The following is a 20,759-nucleotide window of genomic DNA, read 5'->3' as shown; positions in this document are numbered from 1 at the left end:
TATGCAACATCTGCTATCGCCCGAAAGCGGCGTTGCCAAGTCCGGTATTCACCGTGTCTGCAGGATCAGGCTGTGGAGCGCCGCCACGGTATCGGCTTCCGCGGCGGGCTTGTCCCAGCGGATGCGGCTTATCCGGGGAAAGCGCATCGCCAGCCCGGATTTGTGCCGGGGGCTCGCCCCGATGGAATCAAACGCCACCTCCAGCACCAGTTCCTTGCGCACCTCCAGCACCGGCCCATAGCGCCCTGTAATGTTCCCGCGCACGAACTTGTCGAGCCGCACCAGTTCCTCGTCGGTAAAGCCGGAATAAGCCTTCCCGACCGGCACCAGCTCGCCCGCCTCTGTCCAGCATCCAAAGGTGTAGTCAGAATAGAAGGAGGATCGTTTGCCCGATCCCCGCTGCGCATACATCAACACGCAGTCTGCCGTATACGGATCACGCTTCCATTTGTACCACAGACCGGAAATGCGCCCCGCCATGTAGGGGCTGTCCCGGCGCTTCAGCATGACGCCTTCAATCGCTGGCGCTGGCGGCTGCCGTCGCATAGCCTCCAGCATCACAGCGTCTGTCGCCGGCACCAGCGGCGATAGATCAAACCGTTCCCTCGGCAAGCGCTGCACAAATGCCTCCAGAATGCTGCGCCGCTCCGTCCAGCTATGCGGGCGCAAATCGCCGCCCTCATGCTCCAAGAGATCGTACACTCGGATAAAAGCGGGTGAGCCTTCCAGCAGGCTGCGCGGAGGCGCCTTGCGCCCGAGGCGTTTCTGCAACTCTGAGAAACTCGCCGTTCGATAGGGCGCGTCCTCATCCGCCACAAGCAGTTCGCCGTCCAATGCCGTGCCGGGCGGGATCGCTCCGGTAAACTCCGGAAAGGCATCTGAAATGTCCTCCCCGCCCCGGCTGTAGAGGCGTGCTTCGCCCTTCGCCCGCGCCAGCTGCACCCGGATACCGTCCCATTTCCATTCGGTGGCGAAGTCCCGCAGATCCGGCGGCGCGCCCTCCACAGGCAGAGACAGCATGAACGGGCGAAACCGCACCGCCGCGCTCACATCCGGCGCAGGCCCGGCCCCCGTGGCCCAGGCGAAGAGATCGTCATGCGGCGGCGCGCTTGCATGCCAATACTCCTCCACATCCGCGAGCGACACACCAAACGCCTCGGCAAAGGCTGTCTTCGCGAGCCGCTCGGATATGCCGATGCGGAAATTCCCCAGCGCCAGCTTCAACAGCGCAAATCGCTCCTCCGCCGTACACTGATCAAGCCAGCACGCGAGCAGCGCAGGCGCATCGCCGCGCCGCGCCTCCTTCAGCGCCGTCACCACACCCCGCAAGGTCAGCGGCGCTGCCGCCCGCCCTTCCTGCACCGGCCAGATCAGCGCCACCGTTTCGGCAGTATCGCCCACAAACTCCCGGCTGAGGCGCAGCAGCTCCTCGTCCACCCGTTCTGCCGCCATTTTCCTCACCACACTGGAGGTCAGTTGCGGCAGATCCAGCGAGCCGCCCAGCGCCGCCAGGGCCCAGCCCCGGTCCTGCGGGTCAGCCTCCCGCAGATAGCGCGCAATCAGGCTCAGCTTCTCATTGCGCGAGCGCGTGATGATCAACCGGTCCAGCAGACGGGCAAAATCGGCAATCATGCCTCGCCCTCATCCGTCCGCCCGACCATATGCAGCGCCCGCGCGCGGATCTGGTTAAGCTCGCACCAGCGCAAGAGGCCCGCCTCACTGCCATGCGTCACCCACACTTCGGAAGGTGCCACTTCGCGGATCGTCTGCGTCAGCTCCGCCCAGTCAGCATGGTCGGAGATCACCAGCGGCAGGTCGATATTGTTCTGCCGCACCCGCTGGCGCACCTGCAGCCAGCCTGACGCCATCGCCAGCACAGGATCGGGCAGCCGCCGCGTCCAGCGATCGCGCAGCGCGCTCGGCGGCGCCACCACCACATGTCCCGCCATCTCCTTTGCCGCTGCCCCGGTGGCCGGGCGCAGCTCGCCCAGCGCCACCCCATGCGCCTCATACAGCGCGCAGAGCTTCTCCATCGCCCCATGCAGATAAACCGGCCGGTCATACCCCGCCTCGCGCAGATGGCAGATCACCCGCTGCGCCTTGCCTAGTGCATACGCGCCTATCAGAACGCTGCGCTCCGGTGCCTCGGCCAGCCGCTCGATCACCTTGGCAACCTCGCCCGCCGCCGGCGGATGCCGGAACACCGGCAGGCCAAATGTCGCCTCCGTGATCAGCACATCACACGCCACTGGCACGAAGGGCCGGCAGGTCGGATCGCGTGCCCGCTTGAAATCTCCGGTCACGATCACGCGCTCGCCGCCCCGCTCCAGCAACACCTGCGCCGAGCCCAGCACATGGCCCGCCGGATAGAGCGTTGCCCGCACATCTCCGATTTCCACTGTCTCGCCATACGCCACGGCCCAGCCCGGCGTTGGCCCATAGCGCGCCTCCATGATCGCCAGCGTCTCCGGCGTGGCAATCACGCGGCCATGGCCAGAGCGCGCATGATCCGCATGGCCATGCGTCACGATCGCCAATGGCCTCGGCAGCGACGGGTCCACAAATGCGGCCCCGCCCGCCACCTCAATCCCGCCCGCGCCGGGCTTTATCCAGTCGATTGGCAATCTCATCCTCACCGTCAAACGCGCCGCCGCGCGTGAAGGTTCAATCTGGCCTCTTCCATCCCGCTGGCAAGCCCGTCACAGGAATCAATTGACGCGATGCGTGCCATAATGTCAGATGGACGCAACGATAAGATGAGGGAGGGTTTCATCATGAGGCGCAGGCTACTGGCTGCCTTGACTATCCTTGTGGCCACCGCGCTGCCGGTCTCGGCGCAGGTACCTGAGAAAAAGCCCAACTTCGTGGTGATGGTGATCGATGACGCCGCCCTGATGGATCTCGGCATCTATGGCGGCGAAGCGGCTACCCCGAACATTGACGCCCTCGCCACCTCCGGCGCCATGTTCACGCAGTATCGCTCCTCCCCCCTCTGCTCGCCCTCCCGCGCCATGCTGCTTACCGGGGTCGACAATCACCGGACCGGTATCTCCACCATCCCGGAAGTCTTGCCTCCCGAACATGTCGGCAAGCCCGGCTACTCCATGCGTCTGGAACCCGGCGTCACCACGCTGGCCGCGCGCCTGAAGCCGCTGGGATACCGCACCCTGATGACCGGCAAGTGGCACCTCGGTAGCGGCCATGGCGACTTGCCGGACAGTCATGGCTTTGACCGCTCTTTCGCGCTCGATGCGTCGGGGGCGGACAATTGGGAAGACAAGTCCTATATGCCCTTCTACGCCGATGCGCCGTGGTATGAGGATGGCCAGCCCGCCTCCCTGCCGGAAGATTTCTACTCTTCCACCTTCATCGTCGACAAGATGATCGACTATATGCGCGAAGGTGACAGCACCGCGCCTTTTCTGGCCTATCTGAGTTTCCAGGCGGTCCATATCCCCGTTCAGGCCCCGCCCGAGTTCACCGCCAATTATCTGGAGACCTATCGCGATGGCTGGGAAGCGCTGCAGACGCGGCGCTGGCAACGCGCCCAGGAACTCGGCCTCGTCCCCGCCGGCGCGGCGCAGCCCGCCCTGCACCCCAACCTGCGCAAATGGGACGACCTCTCACAAGACCAGCAGCGCCTCTTTGCCGCCCGTATGGCCGTCAATGCCGGCATGCTGGAAGCGATGGACCATCATGTCGGCCGTTTCATCGCGCATCTGAAAGCCACTGGCGAGTTCGAGAACACCATCTTCGTCATCACGTCAGACAACGGCCCGGAGCCCTCCACGGCAGAAGACCCGCGCTTCGGCCCCTGGCTCGCCGCCAATGGCTATCATATCGGCATCGACCGTATCGGCGAGAAAGGCAGCTATGGCTTCATCGGGCCGGAATTTGCCAGCGCCGCCTCCTCGCCCAGCTATCTCTTCAAATTCTACGTTTCCGAAGGCGGCCTGCGCGTACCGCTCATCATGTCCGGCCCCGGAATATCGCCCGGCCGCGTGGATGCCTTCGCGATTGTCACCGATGTGGCGCCCACCCTGCTGGAAATGGCAGACGCTGGCCCCGCCCCGGAAGGCAGCGTTTCCATCGACGGACGCAGCCTCATGCCCCTCCTCTCCGGCGCCGCTGCGGCGGTCTACTCGGAAGACGACGCCGTCGGCATCGAAGTCTCCGGCAACGCCGCGCTCTATAAAGGCCCCTGGAAGATCGTCCGCAATCTCCAGCCCTGGGGCGATGGCAATTGGCGCCTCTTCAACCTCGAAACCGATCCCGGCGAGACCCAGGATCTGAGCGCAGACCATCCGGAAATCTTCGAGCAGCTTCAGGCAGACTACGCCGCCTATGCAGACCGGGTCGGCGTGCTGGAAGTGCCGGCCGGCTACAATTCCGTCACCCAGGTGGAAAAGAACATGACCGCCGCCGTGCTCAAGCGGAATATGCCGAAGATCATTACCTTCGGCATTATCGGCCTTCTGCTGCTCGGCTGCCTCATCTGGCTACTCCTCAAACTTCTCCGCAAACGGAAAAAGGGAGCCTGATCCCATGCTGCGCAAGATCCTCACCGGGCTCGCCGTTCTGATCATTGGCGCCGGCGCGCTCGCCTTCTTCAACCGCAAGGAAATCATCCTCTATCTCGTCACGCGCTCGGAGCGGCCGGAGATTGCGCCCAACCGCCCCATCCTGTGGATGAAAGGTCCGGAAACAGCCGCGCAGCCGCCCGCAGAGCGCCCGCCCAACATCATCTTCATCCTCGCTGATGATCTCGGCATCAACGACATCTCCACCTTTGGCGGCGGCGTCGCAGGCGGGCGTGTCCCCACCCCGAATATCGACCGGCTGGCCGCCGACGGCGCTCTCTTCTCCACCGCCTATTCCGGCACCGGCACCTGCGCGCCGTCCCGCGCCATGCTGATGACGGGCCGCTATCCCACCCGCACAGGCTTTGAATATACCCCCACCCCGCCCGGCATGTCCCGCATCGTGCCGATGTTCGCCAACGACATGCGCACAGGCCTGCCGCCTACGGAGCATGTGAAGGAAAACGAAAAGATCATGCCTCCCTTCGCCGAGCAGGGTCTGCCCAGCGAAGAGGTCACCATCGCCGAAGTCCTCAAGGCGCGCGGCTATCACACCGTCCATATCGGCAAATGGCACCTTGGCAACGCCTCCCCCTTCAAGCCAAACGATCAGGGCTTCGATGAAAGCCTGGACATGGCCAGCGGCATGTTCCTGCCCCCCGGCGATCCGCGCGGGGTGGATGCAAGGCTAGACTTTGACCCCATCGACAAATTCCTCTGGGCACGGATGCAGTTCGCTGCCAGCTATAATGGCAGCGACTGGTTCGAGCCGGGCGGCTATCTCACCGATTACTGGACCGACGAGTCCCTGAAAGTGATTGAAGCCAACCGGAACCGGCCCTTCTTCCTCTATCTTGCCCATTGGGGCGTTCACACGCCGCTCCAGGCCACGAAGGAAGACTATGAAGCCGTCGGCGACATCGAGCCCCATCGCCTGCGCGTCTACGCCGCCATGCTCCGCGCCGTGGATCGCAGCGTCGGCCGCATCATGGAGAAGTTGGAGGAAGAAGGCCTCGCGGACAACACCATCATCGTCTTTTCCAGCGACAATGGCGCTGCCGGCTATATCGGCATTCCGGAGGTCAACGCGCCCTATCGCGGCTGGAAGATCACCCTGTTTGAAGGCGGCATCCGCGTGCCCCTCTTCATGAAATGGCCCGCCGCCATCCAGCCCGGCACGGTCGTCGATGAACCCGTCGCGCATGTCGACATGATGCCCACCCTCGCTGCCGTCGCGGGCGCGCCGCTCCCCGCCGGCGTCGAGATCGACGGGCAGAACATCCTGCCGCTCGCCACCGGCAATGGCGAGTTCGCACGCCCCGGCGATGCCATCTTCTGGTCCAGCGGCTATTACAGGGTCGTACGCGCCGGCGGCTGGAAACTCCAGGTCAATGGCCGCCAGAACAAATCCTGGCTGTTTGACCTGAAGAGCGACCCCACCGAGCAGACTAACCTTGCCGCCTCGGAGCCGGAAAAACTCGCCGAACTGCAGGCCCTGATCGACGCTCACTGGAAAGACGCCCGCCAGCCGCTCTATCCGTACACAATCGAAAGTCCCATCAAGATCGACCACACCCTGGCCGATCCCTATGTCGAAGGCGAAGAATACATCTACTGGCCGAACTGAGCGCCGCCTAGTCGGCTTCCATATCCTTCACGATCCGGAAGCCGATATGGTTGGATGAGAAATCCACCTCCTGCGGATGGCGCGCGGCCGGGCGATACCGGCGGCAGAAATTGTCGGCGCAGAGATAGCTGCCGCCCTTGATCGTATTGTTGCCCGGCGCAAACGGCGTATCCGTCCACTCCCAGACATTGCCGATCATGTCATAGAGCCCAAGCCGGTCTGCCGGGAAACAGCCCACCGGCGCAGCGCCCGCAAAGCCGTCATCCCCGGCATTCGCCACCGGGAAGATGCCCTGCCAGGTATTTGCCCTCGGCTTGCCCTCATCGGTAAACGCGCCGGACGTGTCCCGTTCCGGGTCCGGCAGGCCGAGGCGCGCGGCATGCTCCCATTCCTCTTCGCTGGGAATGCGACCGCCCGCCCAGGCCGCATAGGCCATCGCATCAGCCAGTGACACATGAACCACCGGCAGGCTGCCCTTGCCTTCAATGTCAGACCCCGGACCATCCGGCGTTTTCCAGCTCGCGCCGGAAACCAGATGCCAGCGCGCATTGCGGAACACGGCCGAGCCTGCGCCGGGCAGGTTCTCGGCCACGCCGCGCTCGGCATCGGTCACATAACCTGTCGCCGCCACAAAGGCCGCAAACTGATCATTCGTCACTTCATGCGCCTGAATGCGAAACCCGTCGACATGCAGGTCCATCTCGGGCCGCTCTTCGGGATAGATCGCATCGCGGCCCTTCTGCAGAACGCCGCCGGGCACGGTCACAAACTGCCCCACCGCGCCAGCTTCAAGCCCGCAGCTTCCCGCAGCCGGATCATCCGAAGGCGCAGCCCCGCAAGCGGCCAGCGCGCACAGCGTCAGAAGGGCAAGGCGCGCGCGCATGGAGCCAGGTCAGACAGAGGCGAGCAACGCTTCGACCAGCTTGCGCATCGCCGCGCGCGCATCCTCAACCGAGAGCCCGCGATCCTGCCGCAGACGCCGCCAGGTATCAAAGCCCAGAACGCTGTCAAACGCGGCTTCGAGCACCACATCGGAGCGTATCTCTTCGGGCAGCACCGAATCGAGGATCGACCGCTCCATCGCCACGAAATCCTGATGGCCCTGCATCAGATAGGCCGAGCGGAAACGCCGGATGCTGCCGCACACGCGGTAGGGCATGATCCGCTCGAACACTTCAGACCGGCGCCCGACAAGTTCCAGCACCGTATCGCGCCAGTTCGTGCTGTTGAACGGCGCCTTGACGATCGGCATCACCTCCGCCTTCACGCGGCGGTTCATCTCCTGGTAGAGCCCGTCAACCTCCTCGAAGTGACGGAACACCGTGCGCAGGCTGACATTTGCCACCTCAGCGATCCGCGCGGCGCCGGGGTCAAGCTCGCCCTGAGCCACAAGCTCGAACATCGCTTCGATGATCTGCTCCCGGCTGCGCTCGGAGCGGCGTTTGCGGCCGTCTTCGCTTTCGGTTGCCGGGTCGATGAGATCGGGCTCATTTTCGAGAAGGTCTGCCATTCCGCTTCCTTGCTAGGCCAGTTTTCTGGCGCTTTAATAGCGGTTAAGTCCGTGCCTGCCTATGCCTTGATGCCCATTTGTGACAGCAGGGCCGCCTTCATGCTCTCCTGAAGCACCGTTTCAATGTTCAATTGCCCTTTGAGGCCCGCCGTGCGGTGCACCGCCGCCGCCTGCCATTCGGCCGACATCGACATGCGTACCATATCGGCACGTTTGGGATACATCGCGATGGCCACCTCATCCCACAGCTCCTCGGCCTTGCCCAGCGACAGGAAGGTCACGTCTGCGGCAAAGATCGCCTTGCCGCCAAACTTCGGCAGGATGTCGGTCACCGCCCGGCCATAGATCATATACGCGTCGCGCCCGGAAAGATCGGTGGCCCGGCCATCCTCATACTCGGCCTTCTCCTTGAACTTCAGGAGGTTCACCATGAAGATCGGCCCATCGGGCCCCGGCTTCATCAGCTCCTGCACCACCGCCGGATCTGTGGGAAACACTTCATTGACAACCTGCATTCATTCCTCCCTGTACGGATTTATTCGCCTATTCCGAAAGCGCATCTTCGATGATCCACATCCTGTCCTGCCCCCAGGTGGCCACATCGCCCACCCGGAAACTCGGCACGCCCCAGATGCCCAGCCCCATCATCTCCGCGCGGTTGGCCTCTGCCTCCGCGCGCCAATGGTCTCCGCCAATCAGCGTCCGCGCCTTGCTCCAGTCCAGTCCCGCGCGCTCCACGATCTGCCGCAGACCGGCATCACTGCCCGCATCAATGCCCTCGGCCCACACGCCCTTCAGGAAAGACTGGCAGTATTCAAACCCCGCGCCCTGTTCCATCGCCATCGGCAGGATGGCATAGCCGCGCTCAACCGGCGTGCCGACCGGATCGGCAATCTTGCCGAAGGGAATGCCCATCCGGCGCGCCTCGCGGGCCACGTCGCGGGAGATATACATCCCCTTCATCCGCGGCACCGGCAGCCCCCGCATCACCATCGGCAACACGAAGCGCAGCTTCAGCGCCGCCCCATGGGCCGCCGCCAGCGCCCGGATGCGCTCGGCCGCAATGTAGGTGTAAGGACTGCGGAAAGAGAGGTAGAAGTGAACCTCCTTCGCCGCCCCGCCCGGCTTTGCCTCCGCCTGCGGACAATCAGGTTGCACAAAGATGAAAGCCTCCGGCGCCCCGGCCTTCTGCGCGCCCAGCGCCCGCAGGCGCCGCTCCAGATAGTGCAGCCGGTCAACGCCCCAATACCATTCGCCTTCGTAATGCAGCATCCCGCCCAGATAATGCCCCAGCGCCTCGCGCCGTGCCCCGCCCTCGGCCAGCGCCGCCTCTGCCGCCGCGCCCCCGCCCGGCAGCGGCGCGCCAGACCAGAGCGCCCCACTGATCTCCAGCGCCCGCGTGGCAAATTCCGGCGCGTCCAGAATGCCCGCAAAAGCCGCTTCGGCCTGCGCCAATCTCTCAGCAGAAGGCTGCGCCCCCGGATCGGCAAAGCGCAGGCCCGCCTTCGCCGCCAGCCGCGCGGCATCCTGGCGCGAATAGTCTTCCAGTTTGGCCCGCTCCGGCGCGGCCCAATCGGGCGGCGGCGGCGCCAGCCTCGGCTTCACGGCAATGTCATAGCGCGCGGCCAGCAGCGGCAGCACCTGGAGCATCAGATGCGAATAGGGGTCGCCCGCCACATGGAAATACTCGGCCTGATGCATCCGCCCGTCCCTTTGCCGTTTGCGCTCGGCGGCCGCACGCATCTTTGCCTCGCGCGCCTCCCCGGTCACATATTGCGCCACACGGGAGACCAGCTGCGTTTTCAATGACATTTGAGCCTCCCCCGGCAACGTGCCCGTCTGTTCACCGCCCCATACCGGCACAGGGCCAGGGCGGCTGTTATCGGGGAAACGGTATCTATTGGCACGAACGGTGTCAATTGCCGCGCAGAGGCGCCCGCCACCGTCCCGCTTTGCGTTAATCCCCGGCCCCGGAATATTCACCAACAGCACGAAAATATTCGCTAGCGCTCCCCTCACTGGCGCCGAACTTGCAACACGCCGCCCTGAACCCTGCCGGTGAACCCACCGGCTCTGCATCTGTGACTGCTGGAAAGGACACGCCGTGCGCCATCAGACTGCCCCTCGCCTCCGCCCGGCCCCGCCCCGCCCGCTGCGCCATACGCTCGACCGGATCGCGATCCTCAACAATTCCGGCCATGTGCCCGGCAATTGCACCCACCTGACGGACCTCCTGGCCGAACACTGGCGCGCCAGCGGGATCGAAGTGATCGAGCTTTCCGGCACGCGCAGCTTCGTGGAGGCAGACCTCCTCTTCCTCAATCTCAGCCGGCCTGTCGTGCCGGAAGAATACAATCGCTTTGCCGCCCAATACCCGGTTACCTTCAATGCCGGCGCGGGCGACCTGCGCAAGCATCGTTATTCCAGCGGCCTGTTGCAGGCAGGCGCCGCCTATAAGGGCGCCGTCATCGTCAAGTCAGACCATGGCTATGCCAGCCAGCCGTCCCCCGCGCGCGCCAGCCTCCTGCGCCGCCTCACCGGCCTTGCCCGCACCGAGAGCCGCAGCGCGGCCGCCATCGCCAACGACAATTACCGCATCTATCCGTCCATCAATGATGTCCCGGCCGAAAAGTTCGCCCCCGGATATATCGTCCAGAAATTCCTGCCGGAAGAAAATGCCGGCCGCTATGTCCTGCGCCAGTATCATTTCCTCGGCGACACGCATTTCCTCAGCCTGCAGACTTCCGGCGCCGCCATCATCCGCACCGCCGTTCCGCAAAGCCTCGAAGAATGGACCCCGCCTCAGGAATTCCTGGATCTGCGCGCCCGTCTCGGCCTCGATTATGGCCGCATCGATTTCGTCGAGATGGACGGCAAGCCCTTCATCATCAGCATCGCCCGCTCGCCGGTCCTGCCACTGAGCAAGGAACCCGGATACGTGCCCCCCGCCTATATCCGCCTAGCCGAAGCCCTCGCCGAAGCCATGGTCAATATCTACAGCACCACCGAAAAGGCCGTCTTCTGAGGCCAGCTGCGGCCATCGGCCTTGTGCTGCAGAATGAGGATCGCCCGTTGCCCGCCTGCCAGCCAGTCTGACAGGCGCGCCGCCAGCCGGTCTGCCAGCGCCTTGTCCAGCCCCGCAAAGGGCTCGTCCAGGATGAGAAGTTCCGGCTCCGCCAGCAGCGCCCGCGCCAGCCCCAGCCGCCGCAACTCGCCGCCCGAAAATCCTGCCCCGCCCTCGCCGATCAGGCTCTCGAGCCCCTCGGCCCGCGCAAACACAAACTCGCCGGCCAGCGCCCCCGCGAGCGCCGCGCGCATCTCTTCTTCGCTCGCCTCCGGTTTTGCCAGCCGCAACTGGTCAGCCACCGTGCCCGGCAGGAAGGCCGGCATCTGCGGGCTCATGGCAATCTTTTCCAGCACCGATGCGATCCGTGTACCGCTCGCCTCCGCCCCGCCATAGCGCACCATGCCCGGCGCCACCGGATGCAGGCGCATCAGCGCCTCGGCCAGCGTGGACTTGCCTACGCCCGATGCTCCAGTCAGCTGGGTCACGCTGCCTGCCTCGATCCGGAAGCTCACCACCGGCGTCTGCGGCGCGCCGGGCGCCGCCGATACCGTCAGTCCACGCACTTCCAGCGGGAACACGCTGTCAATCGCCTGCGCCGTCTCGGGCGCCGCGTCCCACGCGGCGGCCCCGCCGTCGAGACGCGCCGCCAGCCGGCCGGACGCGGCCTTCGCCTTCGGCGCCGCCTCCATCACCTTCAGCATGGCGGATGCTGCCTCGAACGCCGCCATCAGCGCCAGTGCCGCGCCTGCCGCCAGCGGCAGGTCGCCCTGCGTCACCGCTGCCCGCCACAAGGCCAGCACGCCCATCCCCACGCCCACCGCGCTCAGAAGGGCCGAAAGCCCCCGGAACGGCCGCTCCAGCGCTTCACTCTCTACCTGCCAGCGCCTCAGGGTCGCTTCCGCCTCGCCCGCATACCGGCTCAGCGCGCCATACACGTCCAGCTCGGTGGCGTTCTCGATCAGGCGCGCAACATCCGCGCGCGCGGCGTCCGCCTGAAGGCTCAGCACGGCGGCGCGCCGCTGCGCCGCCTGTACCGCCAGGAAAGGCAGCGCCCCGGCCGCCAGCGCGGCGGCCAGCACCGCCAGGGCAAACAGCACCACATCGCTCGCCAGCGCCAGGCCCAGCGCGATCAAAAAGCCGGAGATCACCCCGATGCCCGGCAGCACCACTTTCAGGAACGCGCCCTCGGCGGCGTCCATGTCCTCCACCAGTGCCGTCAGGTCTGCCGACGCCATCGGTGAGAGCCCCCTGCGGCTGCGCGCCCCGGCCTCGAAGATACGTGAGCGCAGCTGCGCCGACAGGCTGAGGATCGCGTCATGCCCGGCCAGCTGCTCGCCATACCGTCCCAGCACGCGCGTAAACGCGGCCCCGCGCACACCCGCGCTCGGGAACAGGTGGTTGAAGCTGTGCCCGGCCCCCGCCGCCCCCGCCAGCGCGCCCGCCACCAGGAACCAGCCCGACAGCCCCATCAGCACCACGCCCGCGATCGCGGCGATGGCGGCCAGCCCCATCGCCAGCCCGAACTGAAGCCGCCCCGGCGCTCCAAGCGCTGACCAGAGCTTCAGCATGGCGCCGCCTCCCGCCGATGGGCGGCCAGATCGACCACGCTGTCACAGGCTGTGCGCAAACTGTCCGAATGTGTCCCCAGAATGACCGTCCTTGTCCGGGAAATGTCCCGAAGTGTCCGGATAAAGTCCGCTTCTGCCCCCTCGTCGAGGTGCGCGGTCGGCTCGTCCAGAAGCAAGAGGCCCGAGCCCCGCAGGATCACGCGTGCCAGCCCGATCCGCTGCCGCTGCCCGCCCGAAAGCCCGCTGCCGCCCCGGCCCAGCTGCCGCCCCAGCAGCGCGTCAGCCTCCCCGGCTTCCGCCAGCCCCACCGCCACCAGCGCCGCGCGCAGCTCCGCCTCCCCCGCCTCCGGCGCCGCCAGCCGCAGATTGTCTGCGACACTCCCCTCGATCATCCACGGCGTCTGGCTGATCCAGGTCGCGCGCTCCGCCAGGCTATCCCCCGGCGCCAGCGCCGCGCCATCTACCCGCACCTCGCCGCCCGCCGTAACGCCTTGCCCCAGCAGCAGTTTCAGCAGCGTCGTCTTGCCCACACCCGATGGCCCGGTCAGCGCCACCATCTCTCCCGGCCGCGCCGTAAAGCTCACCCCGCCCAGCCCGGCGCCATTGCCGAACGCCACCGACACATCCTGAAACACGATCACCGGCGCCGCCCCCCGTCCCGGCAGCCGCGCAGGCAGGGGCCGCGCCTCCGCTTCGTCCAGCCAGTCGCCCAGAAACCCCGCCGCCGCCGTTCCGTCGGCCCGGTCGTGGTGCAGCGCCGACAGTTTGCGGATCGGCGCAAAGAATTCCGGCACCAGGATCAGGATCGTCATCCCTTCGGCCAGCGTCAGCGTCTCCCCGGTCGCAAACGGAAACACGCCCAGCAGCTTGAACCCCACATACACCGCCACCATCGCCACGGAGACCGAGGCAAAGAACTCCAGCACCGCCGTGGAAAGGAACGCCACCCGCAACACCTTCATCGTCCGGCTACGGAGGTCTGAGGACGCCTCCGCCAGTGCTGCCGTCTCCCGCGTCACCGCCCGGAACGCCCGGATGATGCCCGCCTGCGCCGCCCGCGTCTGGAACGCGCCCGATAGCTGATCCAGCGATGTCTGCTGCGCCCGCGCCACCGCCGTCACTTCGCTCAGCGTCAGCCAGATGAACGCCGGCAACACCAGCACCGAAACCAGCAGCAGCGCCGCCGACAGCCAGCTCTGCGTCGCCACCGCCGCCAGCACGATCACCGGCCCGGCCAGCGCCATCCGCTGCCCCGGCACCCAGCGCGCGGCATAGCCCGAAAGCTTCGCGGTGCGGTCGATCACCTGCGATGTGCGCATGCCCGCGCCAGCGCCTTCCAGCATCCCGGCGCCGCGCGCCTTCAGCGTCTGAAAGATCTCGCCGCGCGCTGCGGCCACAATCGCAATCCCTGCGCGTGCCGCCGCGCCGTCATGCAACCATCCCGCCAGCGCCCGCACCAGCGCGGCGCCGGCTGCCAGGGCCAGCAGTCCTCCGGCCGGCGCGCCGGCGGACAAATTGTCCACCCCATAGCCGATGCCGAACGCAATCCCCACCCAGGCCAGAAGCCCGGTCATCTGCAACAGGAACACCTGTGCTGACGCGGCTTTCGCAGCCGCGCTCCAGCGTTTCAGGGGGCTTTGGGGGCGCCCCCGTTTCTGCAGTTCTGACGATGCCATGTACGTAGTTCTACTGTGGACGCTCCAAGTGACGCATGCGACTTATCGCGGCGTGACTTCACCCACGGATTACTTTAGAGATTCGTGAAATACGCAGCATGACGCTGCCTGATAACGGAGCTGGGAATGCCCGATCTCCTCGTAGCGGATCTGTCTCGCTGGCAGTTCGCCCTCACCGCAATGTACCACTTCCTCTTCGTGCCGCTCACGCTCGGCCTCTCGATGATCCTCGTGATCATGGAAGGCGCGTATGTGATGACCGGCAAGGAAGTCTGGAAACGCATCACCAAATTCTGGGGAACGCTGTTCGGCATCAATTTCGTGCTCGGCGTCGCCACCGGCATCACGATGGAGTTCCAGTTCGGCATGAACTGGTCCTACTACTCCCACTATGTCGGCGACATTTTCGGCGCCCCCCTCGCCATCGAAGGCCTGATGGCCTTCTTCCTGGAGGCCACGCTGGTCGGCCTGATGTTCTTCGGCTGGGACAAGCTCTCCCGCCCGGTTCACTGGCTCGTCACCTTCCTCGTCGCGCTGGGCTCGAACCTCTCGGCCCTCTGGATTCTCGTCGCCAATGGCTGGATGCAGAACCCCGTCGGATCGGAGTTCAATCCCGAGACGATGCGGATGGAAATCACCAACTTCATGGAAGTGATCTTCAACCCCGTCGCCCAGGCCAAGTTCGTCCACACCGTCAGCGCCGGCTATGTCACCGCCTCGGTCTTCGTGCTCGGCATCTCGGCCTGGTATGTGCTGAAGGGCCGCCATCTTGGCCTCGCCAAGCGCTCCATGGCGGTCGCCGCCAGCTTCGGTCTTCTCTCTGCCTTCTCGGTCGTCGTCCTGGGCGACGAGAGCGGCTATGCCCTCACCGATAACCAGAAGATGAAGCTCGCCGCCCTGGAAGCCATGTGGCACACGGAGGAAGCGCCCGCGCCCCTCACGCTGATCGGCATTCCGGACCAGAGAACCCACGAAACCCACTTCGAAGTGAAGTTCCCGTGGATCCTCGGCCTGATCTCCACCCGCTCGCTCGACGGGGAGGTCGAAGGCATCCTGCCGCTCGTCGCCATCGCCGAAAGCCGCATCGAGAACGGTCTCCACGCCTATGAAGCCGTGCAGCGTCTCAACGACAATCCGGAGGATGTGGCCGCCCGCGAAACCTTCGAGCAGACCAAGCAGGATCTCGGCTACGCCCTCCTCCTGCTGCGCTATGTCGATGATCCGCTGATGGCCGACAAGGAAACCATCACCAAGGCCTCCTTCGACACGGTGCCGAATGTGATGATGGCCTTCTTCTCCTTCCGCATCATGGCGGGCCTCGGCTTCCTCTTCATCGGCATTTTCGCCCTTGCCTTCTTCTTCATCAGCATGAAGCGCAAGGTGCCCAAATGGTTCCTGCGGGTGGCGATCCTGGCGATCCCGCTGCCCTGGATCGCGGCAGAACTCGGCTGGGTCCTCGCCGAAGTCGGCCGCCAGCCCTGGGTGATTGACGGCGTGCTGCCCACCTTCCTGGGTGTGTCCAGCCTGTCGGCCTCGCAGGTCATCATGACGATGGTTGGCTTCACCCTCCTCTACGGCACACTCGCCGTGATCGAGATCAGCCTCATGCTCCGCGCCATCAAGGCCGGGCCTGGCGGGCGCATCCTCCCCGAGGGTGTGACCAGCGAAGGCCCGACCGGCGGGCGCTCTGTCCAGTTCGACGTCTGAGGGAGAACAAGAATGGATATCCCACTCGACTATGCCACTCTGAAAGTCATCTGGTGGGCGCTCGTCGGCATCCTCCTGATTGGCTACGCCCTGACCGACGGGTATGACCTTGGCGTCGCCACGCTCCTGCCCTTCATCGGCAAGACGGATGAGGAACGCCGCCTCGTGATCAACTCCATCGGCCCGATGTGGGAAGGTCACCAGGTCTGGCTGATCACCGGCGGCGGCGCCCTCTTTGCCGCCTGGCCCTATGTCTATGCGGTCAGCTTCTCGGGCTTTTACCTCGCCATGTTCGTGGTGCTCGCCGCGCTCATCCTGCGTCCGGTCGGCTTCAAATACCGCTCCAAACGTGTCGGCAAGGCCTGGCGGCGCAACTGGGACTGGGCCCTCTTTGTGGGCGGTTTCGTCCCGGCACTGATCTTCGGTGTGGCGCTCGGAAACGTCCTGCAGGGCGTCCCCTTCGACATCGACCGCACCATGCGGGCAAGCTATGATGGCGGCCTCTTCGGCCTCCTCAACCCCTTCGCCCTGCTCGCAGGTCTCGCCTCGGTCGCCATGCTGGTGGTCCACGGCGCGTCCTGGCTGGTGGTGAAGCTGGAGCATGGCCCGGTGATGGACCGCGCCGTGAAATATGGCCGCATCGCCGCGCTCGCCGTCATCGTCTTCTATGCCCTGGCCGGCATCTGGCTGTGGCAGAGCGGCATGGGCTACCGCATCGTGTCGGACATCGATCCCCAGGGCCAGGCAAACCCGCTGCGCAAGGAAGTCCTCGTCGAGGCAGGTGCCTGGATGGGCAATTACGGCAGATACCCGCTGCTCATCCTCGCCCCGCTTGCAGGTTTTGCCGGCAGCCTCCTTGCCTTCTGGGCACTGGGGCGGAAATCGCCGCTGGCGATGGTGGGCTCAGGCCTTGCCGCCACCGGCATCATCTCGTCGGTTGGCGCGTCGATGTTCCCCTTCATCCTGCCCAGCAGCATCAACCCCACGGCCAGCCTCACCGTCTGGGACAGCTCGTCGAGCCACATCACGCTGTTCATCATGCTGATCGCCACTGCGATCTTCCTGCCCATCGTGCTGGCTTACACGGCCTGGGTTTTCAAGGTGCTCTGGGGCCGGCTTTCCATCGAGGAAGCCACAAGCGAAGGCAAATACTGAGGAGATTGAACAATGTGGTACTTCACCTGGATTCTCGGCCTCGGCTTTGCCCTGACCTTCGGCATCCTCAACGCGCTCTGGAACGAATTCTCCATGAGTGAAGCGGGCGAAAACGATCTGGAAATCGACCGCTGACAGAAAATTTCCGTGGACAGGCGCCCTGCCTGTCCACGGGTCTCTTTCCTGCTGCCATCGGTGATCTGGCGGAAAAACAGGCCCTCTTATCCGCCTGCATTCCGCAGCGGGCAAACTTTGCGGCATGATCACCCGCCGCCCTTCCTCTGCATCCCGGCGCCCGCGCCCACCCGGCACGGCCGTGTGGATGGTTGCGCGGATGCTGCTCCTTATGCTGATGGCAACGGCGGCCTGGGCGCGGCAGATGGCGCCGGGCAAAGCCCGCGCCGGCGTGCTGCGCTTTGCCGCCGCGCGCACCCGCGAGCTGGAACACATCTTCCGCTGCCTCCTGATCGTTCTGCGCGCCCGCCCGGCGGCGCCCAAACCCGCCCCCTTCGTGCCGGCCCGCACGCATGCCCCCGGCGATCGCGCGCCCCGGCCCCGCCGCAGGTCCAGACAGCTCTCCCTCAGCCTCTGGAGCCTCGCCAGAGGCTTTGAGCTGGCCGGCAAGACCGATCCGCTGCTGGAGGCCTGGAAAGCCCGCCAGACCCGCACGCTGCCGGCAGCCCGCGCCAGTGCTTCGCGCCCCGTCCCCCTCTCATGCCCGGCCGATCCTGCCGGCCTGCTCGAAGCGCGTCTTGCCGCGCTCAAGGCCGTTCTGGCCGATCCTCATCCCCATGCCGCCCGCATGGCCGCCATTCTGAAGGCGGCCGGCTTCTGCGCGCGCCGCCTCAAACCCGTAGTCCCGAATGGCGAGATCTGGGCGATCCTCAATCACGCCGCCCCTCAGGCGCCTGCCGCGCCCTCTTCCGGCCTGCGCGCTGATACCTCCTGACACGCGGCCCGCGCTGGCCGCCGCCTGCGGCCATGCCTGCAATCTGGCGCATTTACCGGCCACGCCCCCCGCGTGTTCCGGGCAAAGCTGCTGGCCGCTGCGCCGACCCGCCTTCCCTTGCGCCAACTTCCGGCAATCTTACAGAATAGTTGACGGGATTAACCATCACAGCGAAAGGACATCCTCATGACCAAGGGGCGCGCTGTCTCTGCCGGAACCCCGGCAGCCGGGCAGCGCGGGTTAGAAAGTGTGGATGGGGAATGAAAAGCAAACAGCTCTCAAATGGCCTGGCGGAAACGCCGCCGGCCACTCAGCCACAGGTTATCCGCAAGCCGCGAGAAAAAGGCGCCCTGAAGGTCGCCCGCGAAATCGTCCGCCATATCCATGAAGAGCGTATCGCCGCCGGCCAGAAATATCTCTCGGAGGCCGAGGCGCTGGATAAATACCGCGTCGCCCGCGGCACGCTGCGCGAAGCCCTCCGCTACCTTCAGATCCAGGGCGTTCTGGAAATCCGCACCGGCCCCAATGGCGGCCACTTTGTTGCCTTCCCCCACTGGGAAAGCCTCGCCTCCACGATCGCCCTGCTGCTGCAGTTTTCCGATGCCACCATCGAGTCTCTGATCGAGGCCCGCATCGCCATCGAACCCGGCATGGCCGCCCTCGCTGCCCAGCGCTCCACCCCGCAGGACATTGCAGAGATGAACGCGTTGCTGGACGAGATCAGAGCCCATCTGGGCAACTATGATGCCTACTATGAACTCTATCTGGAGTTCTGGGAGCAGATGACGCTTTCCGCCCGCAATCCGCTCTTCCTGTTCCTGTTGCCCGCCCTGCGCCGCATCACCTGGACTGCGGGTATCCGCCCGAACGCGGCCCAGCGGGAAGCTGCGCTGGGCGGCCTCTGCCGCATCCGGGACGCCATCGCCGCCGGAGACGAAGAGCTCGCCGCCAAAACCCTGCGCCGGCTGGAAAGGTCATACCTGGCAACGATGCGTGCGGAATATCCCATCGAAATTGCCCGGCCCATCCTCTGGCACGAGCATCGCTGACGCAGTCAGCGCCAGTTCTTCAGCCGGGATGTCTTGCCGATACCGGGATTGAGCGAGTTTGTCGGATCAAGGTCGCGGTAAAACTCGGCCAGGGCGGGCTTGGCCTCGTAGAGATGCCCCACATTATGCTCCGCCGGGCATTGAGCGCCCCGGGAATCATAGTGACGCAACATCCCCCGCTTGAAGGCCTCCGGATCAACGCCCTTCTTCAGGATGAAATCCTGATGGAACACATGACAGAAAAAATGGCCGTAAACGAGGGTGCGGTCCACCATCTGCCGAAGGTGATCGGGCACCACATACCACCACACCTTGTCGTTCCGGCGCAGCGCCACATCCAGCGCCACAAGTCCGCCTGCTGAGCTTCCGCGCAGCAGAGCGTAGCGGATGGCCGCGCCCGCCGCCACGAACCGGTGCAGGAAAACCTTCCGCCCCTCGCGCGGGCAGCATGCATTCACCTCGCCCTTCGCCGGCGGCAGCATCCCGGCGAGCAGCGTACGGACGGCCTCCACCTGCCCTCCATCCACCTTGATCAGCAGATGGTGCTCATAGCGCGCGCCCATCTGGCGGAAGCGTTCCGGAAGGTGCTGCGGCGCCAGGCGGCTCAGCCATTGCAGCGTCCGGTCGCTGACATGCAGCCCGCCCAGCCCCACCCTATCTGCCAGCCCGTCAACCGCGGCCTTCAACCGGGCCAGAACCGGCAGCCGGTCAACGCCCAGCATCCGCACCGCCAGGAAGGTATCCTTCCCATATCGCTCCGCCAACCGGAACATGTCCCGATGCATGTATTCGGCCGCAATCGGCACAAGCGCCGCATCCTTCAGCATCCGCCGGCGAATGTCGCTCAGCACCGCCGCATCGTCCGTTGCCACATGAAACACCTGGCAACCCGCCGGCTTCGGGAAGGTATCCAGCCGCACGGCAAACACCACCACCCGGCCCGCACTCCCGCTCACGCCCTTGAGGAAACGCGGATCGGCATTGTACCGCGCAGGCGTGGCGGCATCCACATCACGCACATGATCCACATACGCCTTCGCCGAACAGGCGCGCTCATGCATGTCATTCAGCACACGTGCAAAGTTGCCGCGTTCCAGATTCTCCAGCTGCTTCTCAGGCTCCCGGCCCAGCTCGATGCCGAGTTCGTTCACCAGCCGAAGGTCACCTGTCTCGTCGACCCGCGCATAGATCGCTGCCTCGGTATAGGCCGGCCCCCGCCGCACCAGCGCGCCGCCCGAACTGTTGCAAACCCCGCCGGGCACCGAGGCACCGAGACAGGAGGATCCAATCTCCGAATGGGGTTCCCGGTTGAGCGGCCGCAATTCCCGCTCCAGCTCGAACAGCGTCGCACCGGGAAGGCACACCACCTGCGCCCCGGCATTCAGCATGTGGATGCCCTTGAGGCGCATCGTGTTGATCACCACCACGCCGCGATCATATGTGCCGTCAGGGGTGGATCCGCCCGTCAGCCCGGTATTGGCAGCCTGCATGATGATGATCCGGCCCGCCCGCACGCAGGCCCGCGCCGTGCGCCAGAGTTCGACCAGCGATCCCGGCAGGACCACCGCAACCGCCCGTCCCTCTCCGTGCCGGTATCCCTTCACGAACCGCCGCATTCCCTGAGCGCCGGTGTGCACATGCCCGGCGCCGGCAATCGCTTTCAGCTCTCGAATCAAGGCGGCGTCTGAAATCATGGCGATTTGGTATCATTAATATTTTTCCAGACATCCACACGACTGCAGAACGTCGCCTGCAATAGCAGTTGATCGGCAGAATTCCCCAGAAAAACAGCAGGCGCCCGCGCAATGCGGGCCCCTGCCGGGGATTCTGGAAGGGTATTTTCGACGAAGGAGAAGCGCGCTCCAGCTTCC

The 20,759-nt window shown here is 65.4% G+C and carries 17 protein-coding genes; 8 read left to right on the top strand and 9 right to left on the bottom strand.

The genetic code is table 11. The features are described from left to right. Window positions 1-48: 48 nt before the first annotated feature. Complete coding sequence (locus C0456_RS03510; protein WP_367179203.1) at window positions 49-1,629, bottom strand: cisplatin damage response ATP-dependent DNA ligase; 1,581 nt, start codon at window positions 1,627-1,629, stop codon at window positions 49-51. Continuing rightward, window positions 1,629-2,630, bottom strand: coding sequence for a ligase-associated DNA damage response exonuclease (locus C0456_RS03505; RefSeq protein ID WP_291048340.1), 1,002 nt, complete (start codon window positions 2,628-2,630; stop codon window positions 1,629-1,631). Before C0456_RS03505 ends, C0456_RS03510 begins: the two co-directional genes overlap by 1 nt. A gap of 144 nt (window positions 2,631-2,774) precedes the next feature. On the opposite strand from C0456_RS03505, the gene C0456_RS03500 reads away from it, so the two are divergent. Beyond that, entirely contained in the window at window positions 2,775-4,541 is a 1,767-nt protein-coding gene (locus C0456_RS03500; RefSeq protein ID WP_291048337.1) for an arylsulfatase, read from the top strand. Window positions 4,542-4,545: 4 nt separating this feature from the next. Next, window positions 4,546-6,207: a sulfatase gene (locus C0456_RS03495; protein WP_291048335.1), complete on the top strand. Its 1,662-nt coding sequence runs from the start codon at window positions 4,546-4,548 to the stop codon at window positions 6,205-6,207. Between the two features lie 7 nt (window positions 6,208-6,214). On the opposite strand, the gene C0456_RS03490 is transcribed toward C0456_RS03495, so the two are convergent. The 4 genes from C0456_RS03490 to C0456_RS03475 are packed head-to-tail and all read right to left on the bottom strand — an operon-like array spanning window position 6,215 to window position 9,529. Continuing rightward, the gene (locus C0456_RS03490; RefSeq protein WP_291048332.1) at window positions 6,215-7,090 is read right to left on the bottom strand and encodes an SUMF1/EgtB/PvdO family nonheme iron enzyme; all 876 of its coding nucleotides are present in this window, start codon (window positions 7,088-7,090) and stop codon (window positions 6,215-6,217) included. 9 nt (window positions 7,091-7,099) lie between these two features. After that, window positions 7,100-7,717, bottom strand: coding sequence for a TetR/AcrR family transcriptional regulator (locus C0456_RS03485; RefSeq protein WP_291048329.1), 618 nt, complete (start codon window positions 7,715-7,717; stop codon window positions 7,100-7,102). 59 nt (window positions 7,718-7,776) lie between these two features. Further along, the gene (locus C0456_RS03480) at window positions 7,777-8,232 is read right to left on the bottom strand and encodes a DUF1330 domain-containing protein (RefSeq protein WP_291048326.1); all 456 of its coding nucleotides are present in this window, start codon (window positions 8,230-8,232) and stop codon (window positions 7,777-7,779) included. 28 nt (window positions 8,233-8,260) lie between these two features. Beyond that, window positions 8,261-9,529 (bottom strand): DsbA family protein, encoded by a 1,269-nt coding sequence (locus C0456_RS03475; RefSeq protein ID WP_291048324.1) that lies wholly within the window; start codon window positions 9,527-9,529, stop codon window positions 8,261-8,263. A gap of 292 nt (window positions 9,530-9,821) precedes the next feature. Between C0456_RS03475 and C0456_RS03470 the strand changes: the two genes are divergently transcribed. Next, on the top strand, window positions 9,822-10,742 hold the full coding sequence (locus C0456_RS03470; RefSeq protein ID WP_291048321.1) for a hypothetical protein: 921 nt from the start codon (window positions 9,822-9,824) through the stop codon (window positions 10,740-10,742). On the opposite strand, the gene C0456_RS03465 is transcribed toward C0456_RS03470, so the two are convergent. Both C0456_RS03465 and cydD read right to left on the bottom strand, forming a co-directional pair. After that, window positions 10,712-12,352, bottom strand: coding sequence for an ATP-binding cassette domain-containing protein (locus C0456_RS03465; protein WP_291048319.1), 1,641 nt, complete (start codon window positions 12,350-12,352; stop codon window positions 10,712-10,714). The two genes, C0456_RS03470 and C0456_RS03465, sit on opposite strands and share 31 nt — an antisense overlap. After that, window positions 12,346-14,028 (bottom strand): thiol reductant ABC exporter subunit CydD, encoded by a 1,683-nt coding sequence (gene cydD / locus C0456_RS03460; protein ID WP_291048318.1) that lies wholly within the window; start codon window positions 14,026-14,028, stop codon window positions 12,346-12,348. The genes C0456_RS03465 and cydD overlap by 7 nt, the downstream gene beginning before the upstream one ends. A 126-nt stretch (window positions 14,029-14,154) precedes the next feature. Between cydD and C0456_RS03455 the strand changes: the two genes are divergently transcribed. From C0456_RS03455 to C0456_RS03435, 5 genes are all read left to right on the top strand, one after another. After that, window positions 14,155-15,735 (top strand): cytochrome ubiquinol oxidase subunit I, encoded by a 1,581-nt coding sequence (locus C0456_RS03455; RefSeq protein WP_291048317.1) that lies wholly within the window; start codon window positions 14,155-14,157, stop codon window positions 15,733-15,735. A gap of 12 nt (window positions 15,736-15,747) precedes the next feature. After that, window positions 15,748-16,890, top strand: a complete 1,143-nt coding sequence (cydB, locus tag C0456_RS03450; protein WP_291048316.1) for a cytochrome d ubiquinol oxidase subunit II — start codon at window positions 15,748-15,750, stop codon at window positions 16,888-16,890. A gap of 12 nt (window positions 16,891-16,902) precedes the next feature. Next, on the top strand, window positions 16,903-17,025 hold the full coding sequence (gene cydX / locus C0456_RS03445; protein WP_035595576.1) for a cytochrome bd-I oxidase subunit CydX: 123 nt from the start codon (window positions 16,903-16,905) through the stop codon (window positions 17,023-17,025). A 124-nt stretch (window positions 17,026-17,149) separates the two neighbouring features. Further along, entirely contained in the window at window positions 17,150-17,839 is a 690-nt protein-coding gene (locus tag C0456_RS03440) for a hypothetical protein (RefSeq protein ID WP_291048313.1), read from the top strand. A gap of 260 nt (window positions 17,840-18,099) precedes the next feature. Continuing rightward, window positions 18,100-18,888 (top strand): FadR/GntR family transcriptional regulator, encoded by a 789-nt coding sequence (locus C0456_RS03435; protein ID WP_291048310.1) that lies wholly within the window; start codon window positions 18,100-18,102, stop codon window positions 18,886-18,888. 5 nt (window positions 18,889-18,893) lie between these two features. Here the strand turns inward: C0456_RS03435 and dld are convergent, their stop codons facing one another. After that, the gene (dld, locus tag C0456_RS03430) at window positions 18,894-20,582 is read right to left on the bottom strand and encodes a D-lactate dehydrogenase (protein WP_291048308.1); all 1,689 of its coding nucleotides are present in this window, start codon (window positions 20,580-20,582) and stop codon (window positions 18,894-18,896) included. Window positions 20,583-20,759: the final 177 nt, after the last annotated feature.

Source organism: Hyphomonas sp. (assembly GCF_013823385.1).
Classification (GTDB): domain Bacteria; phylum Pseudomonadota; class Alphaproteobacteria; order Caulobacterales; family Hyphomonadaceae; genus Hyphomonas.
This window is presented reverse-complemented; position numbering and strand designations above follow the sequence as displayed.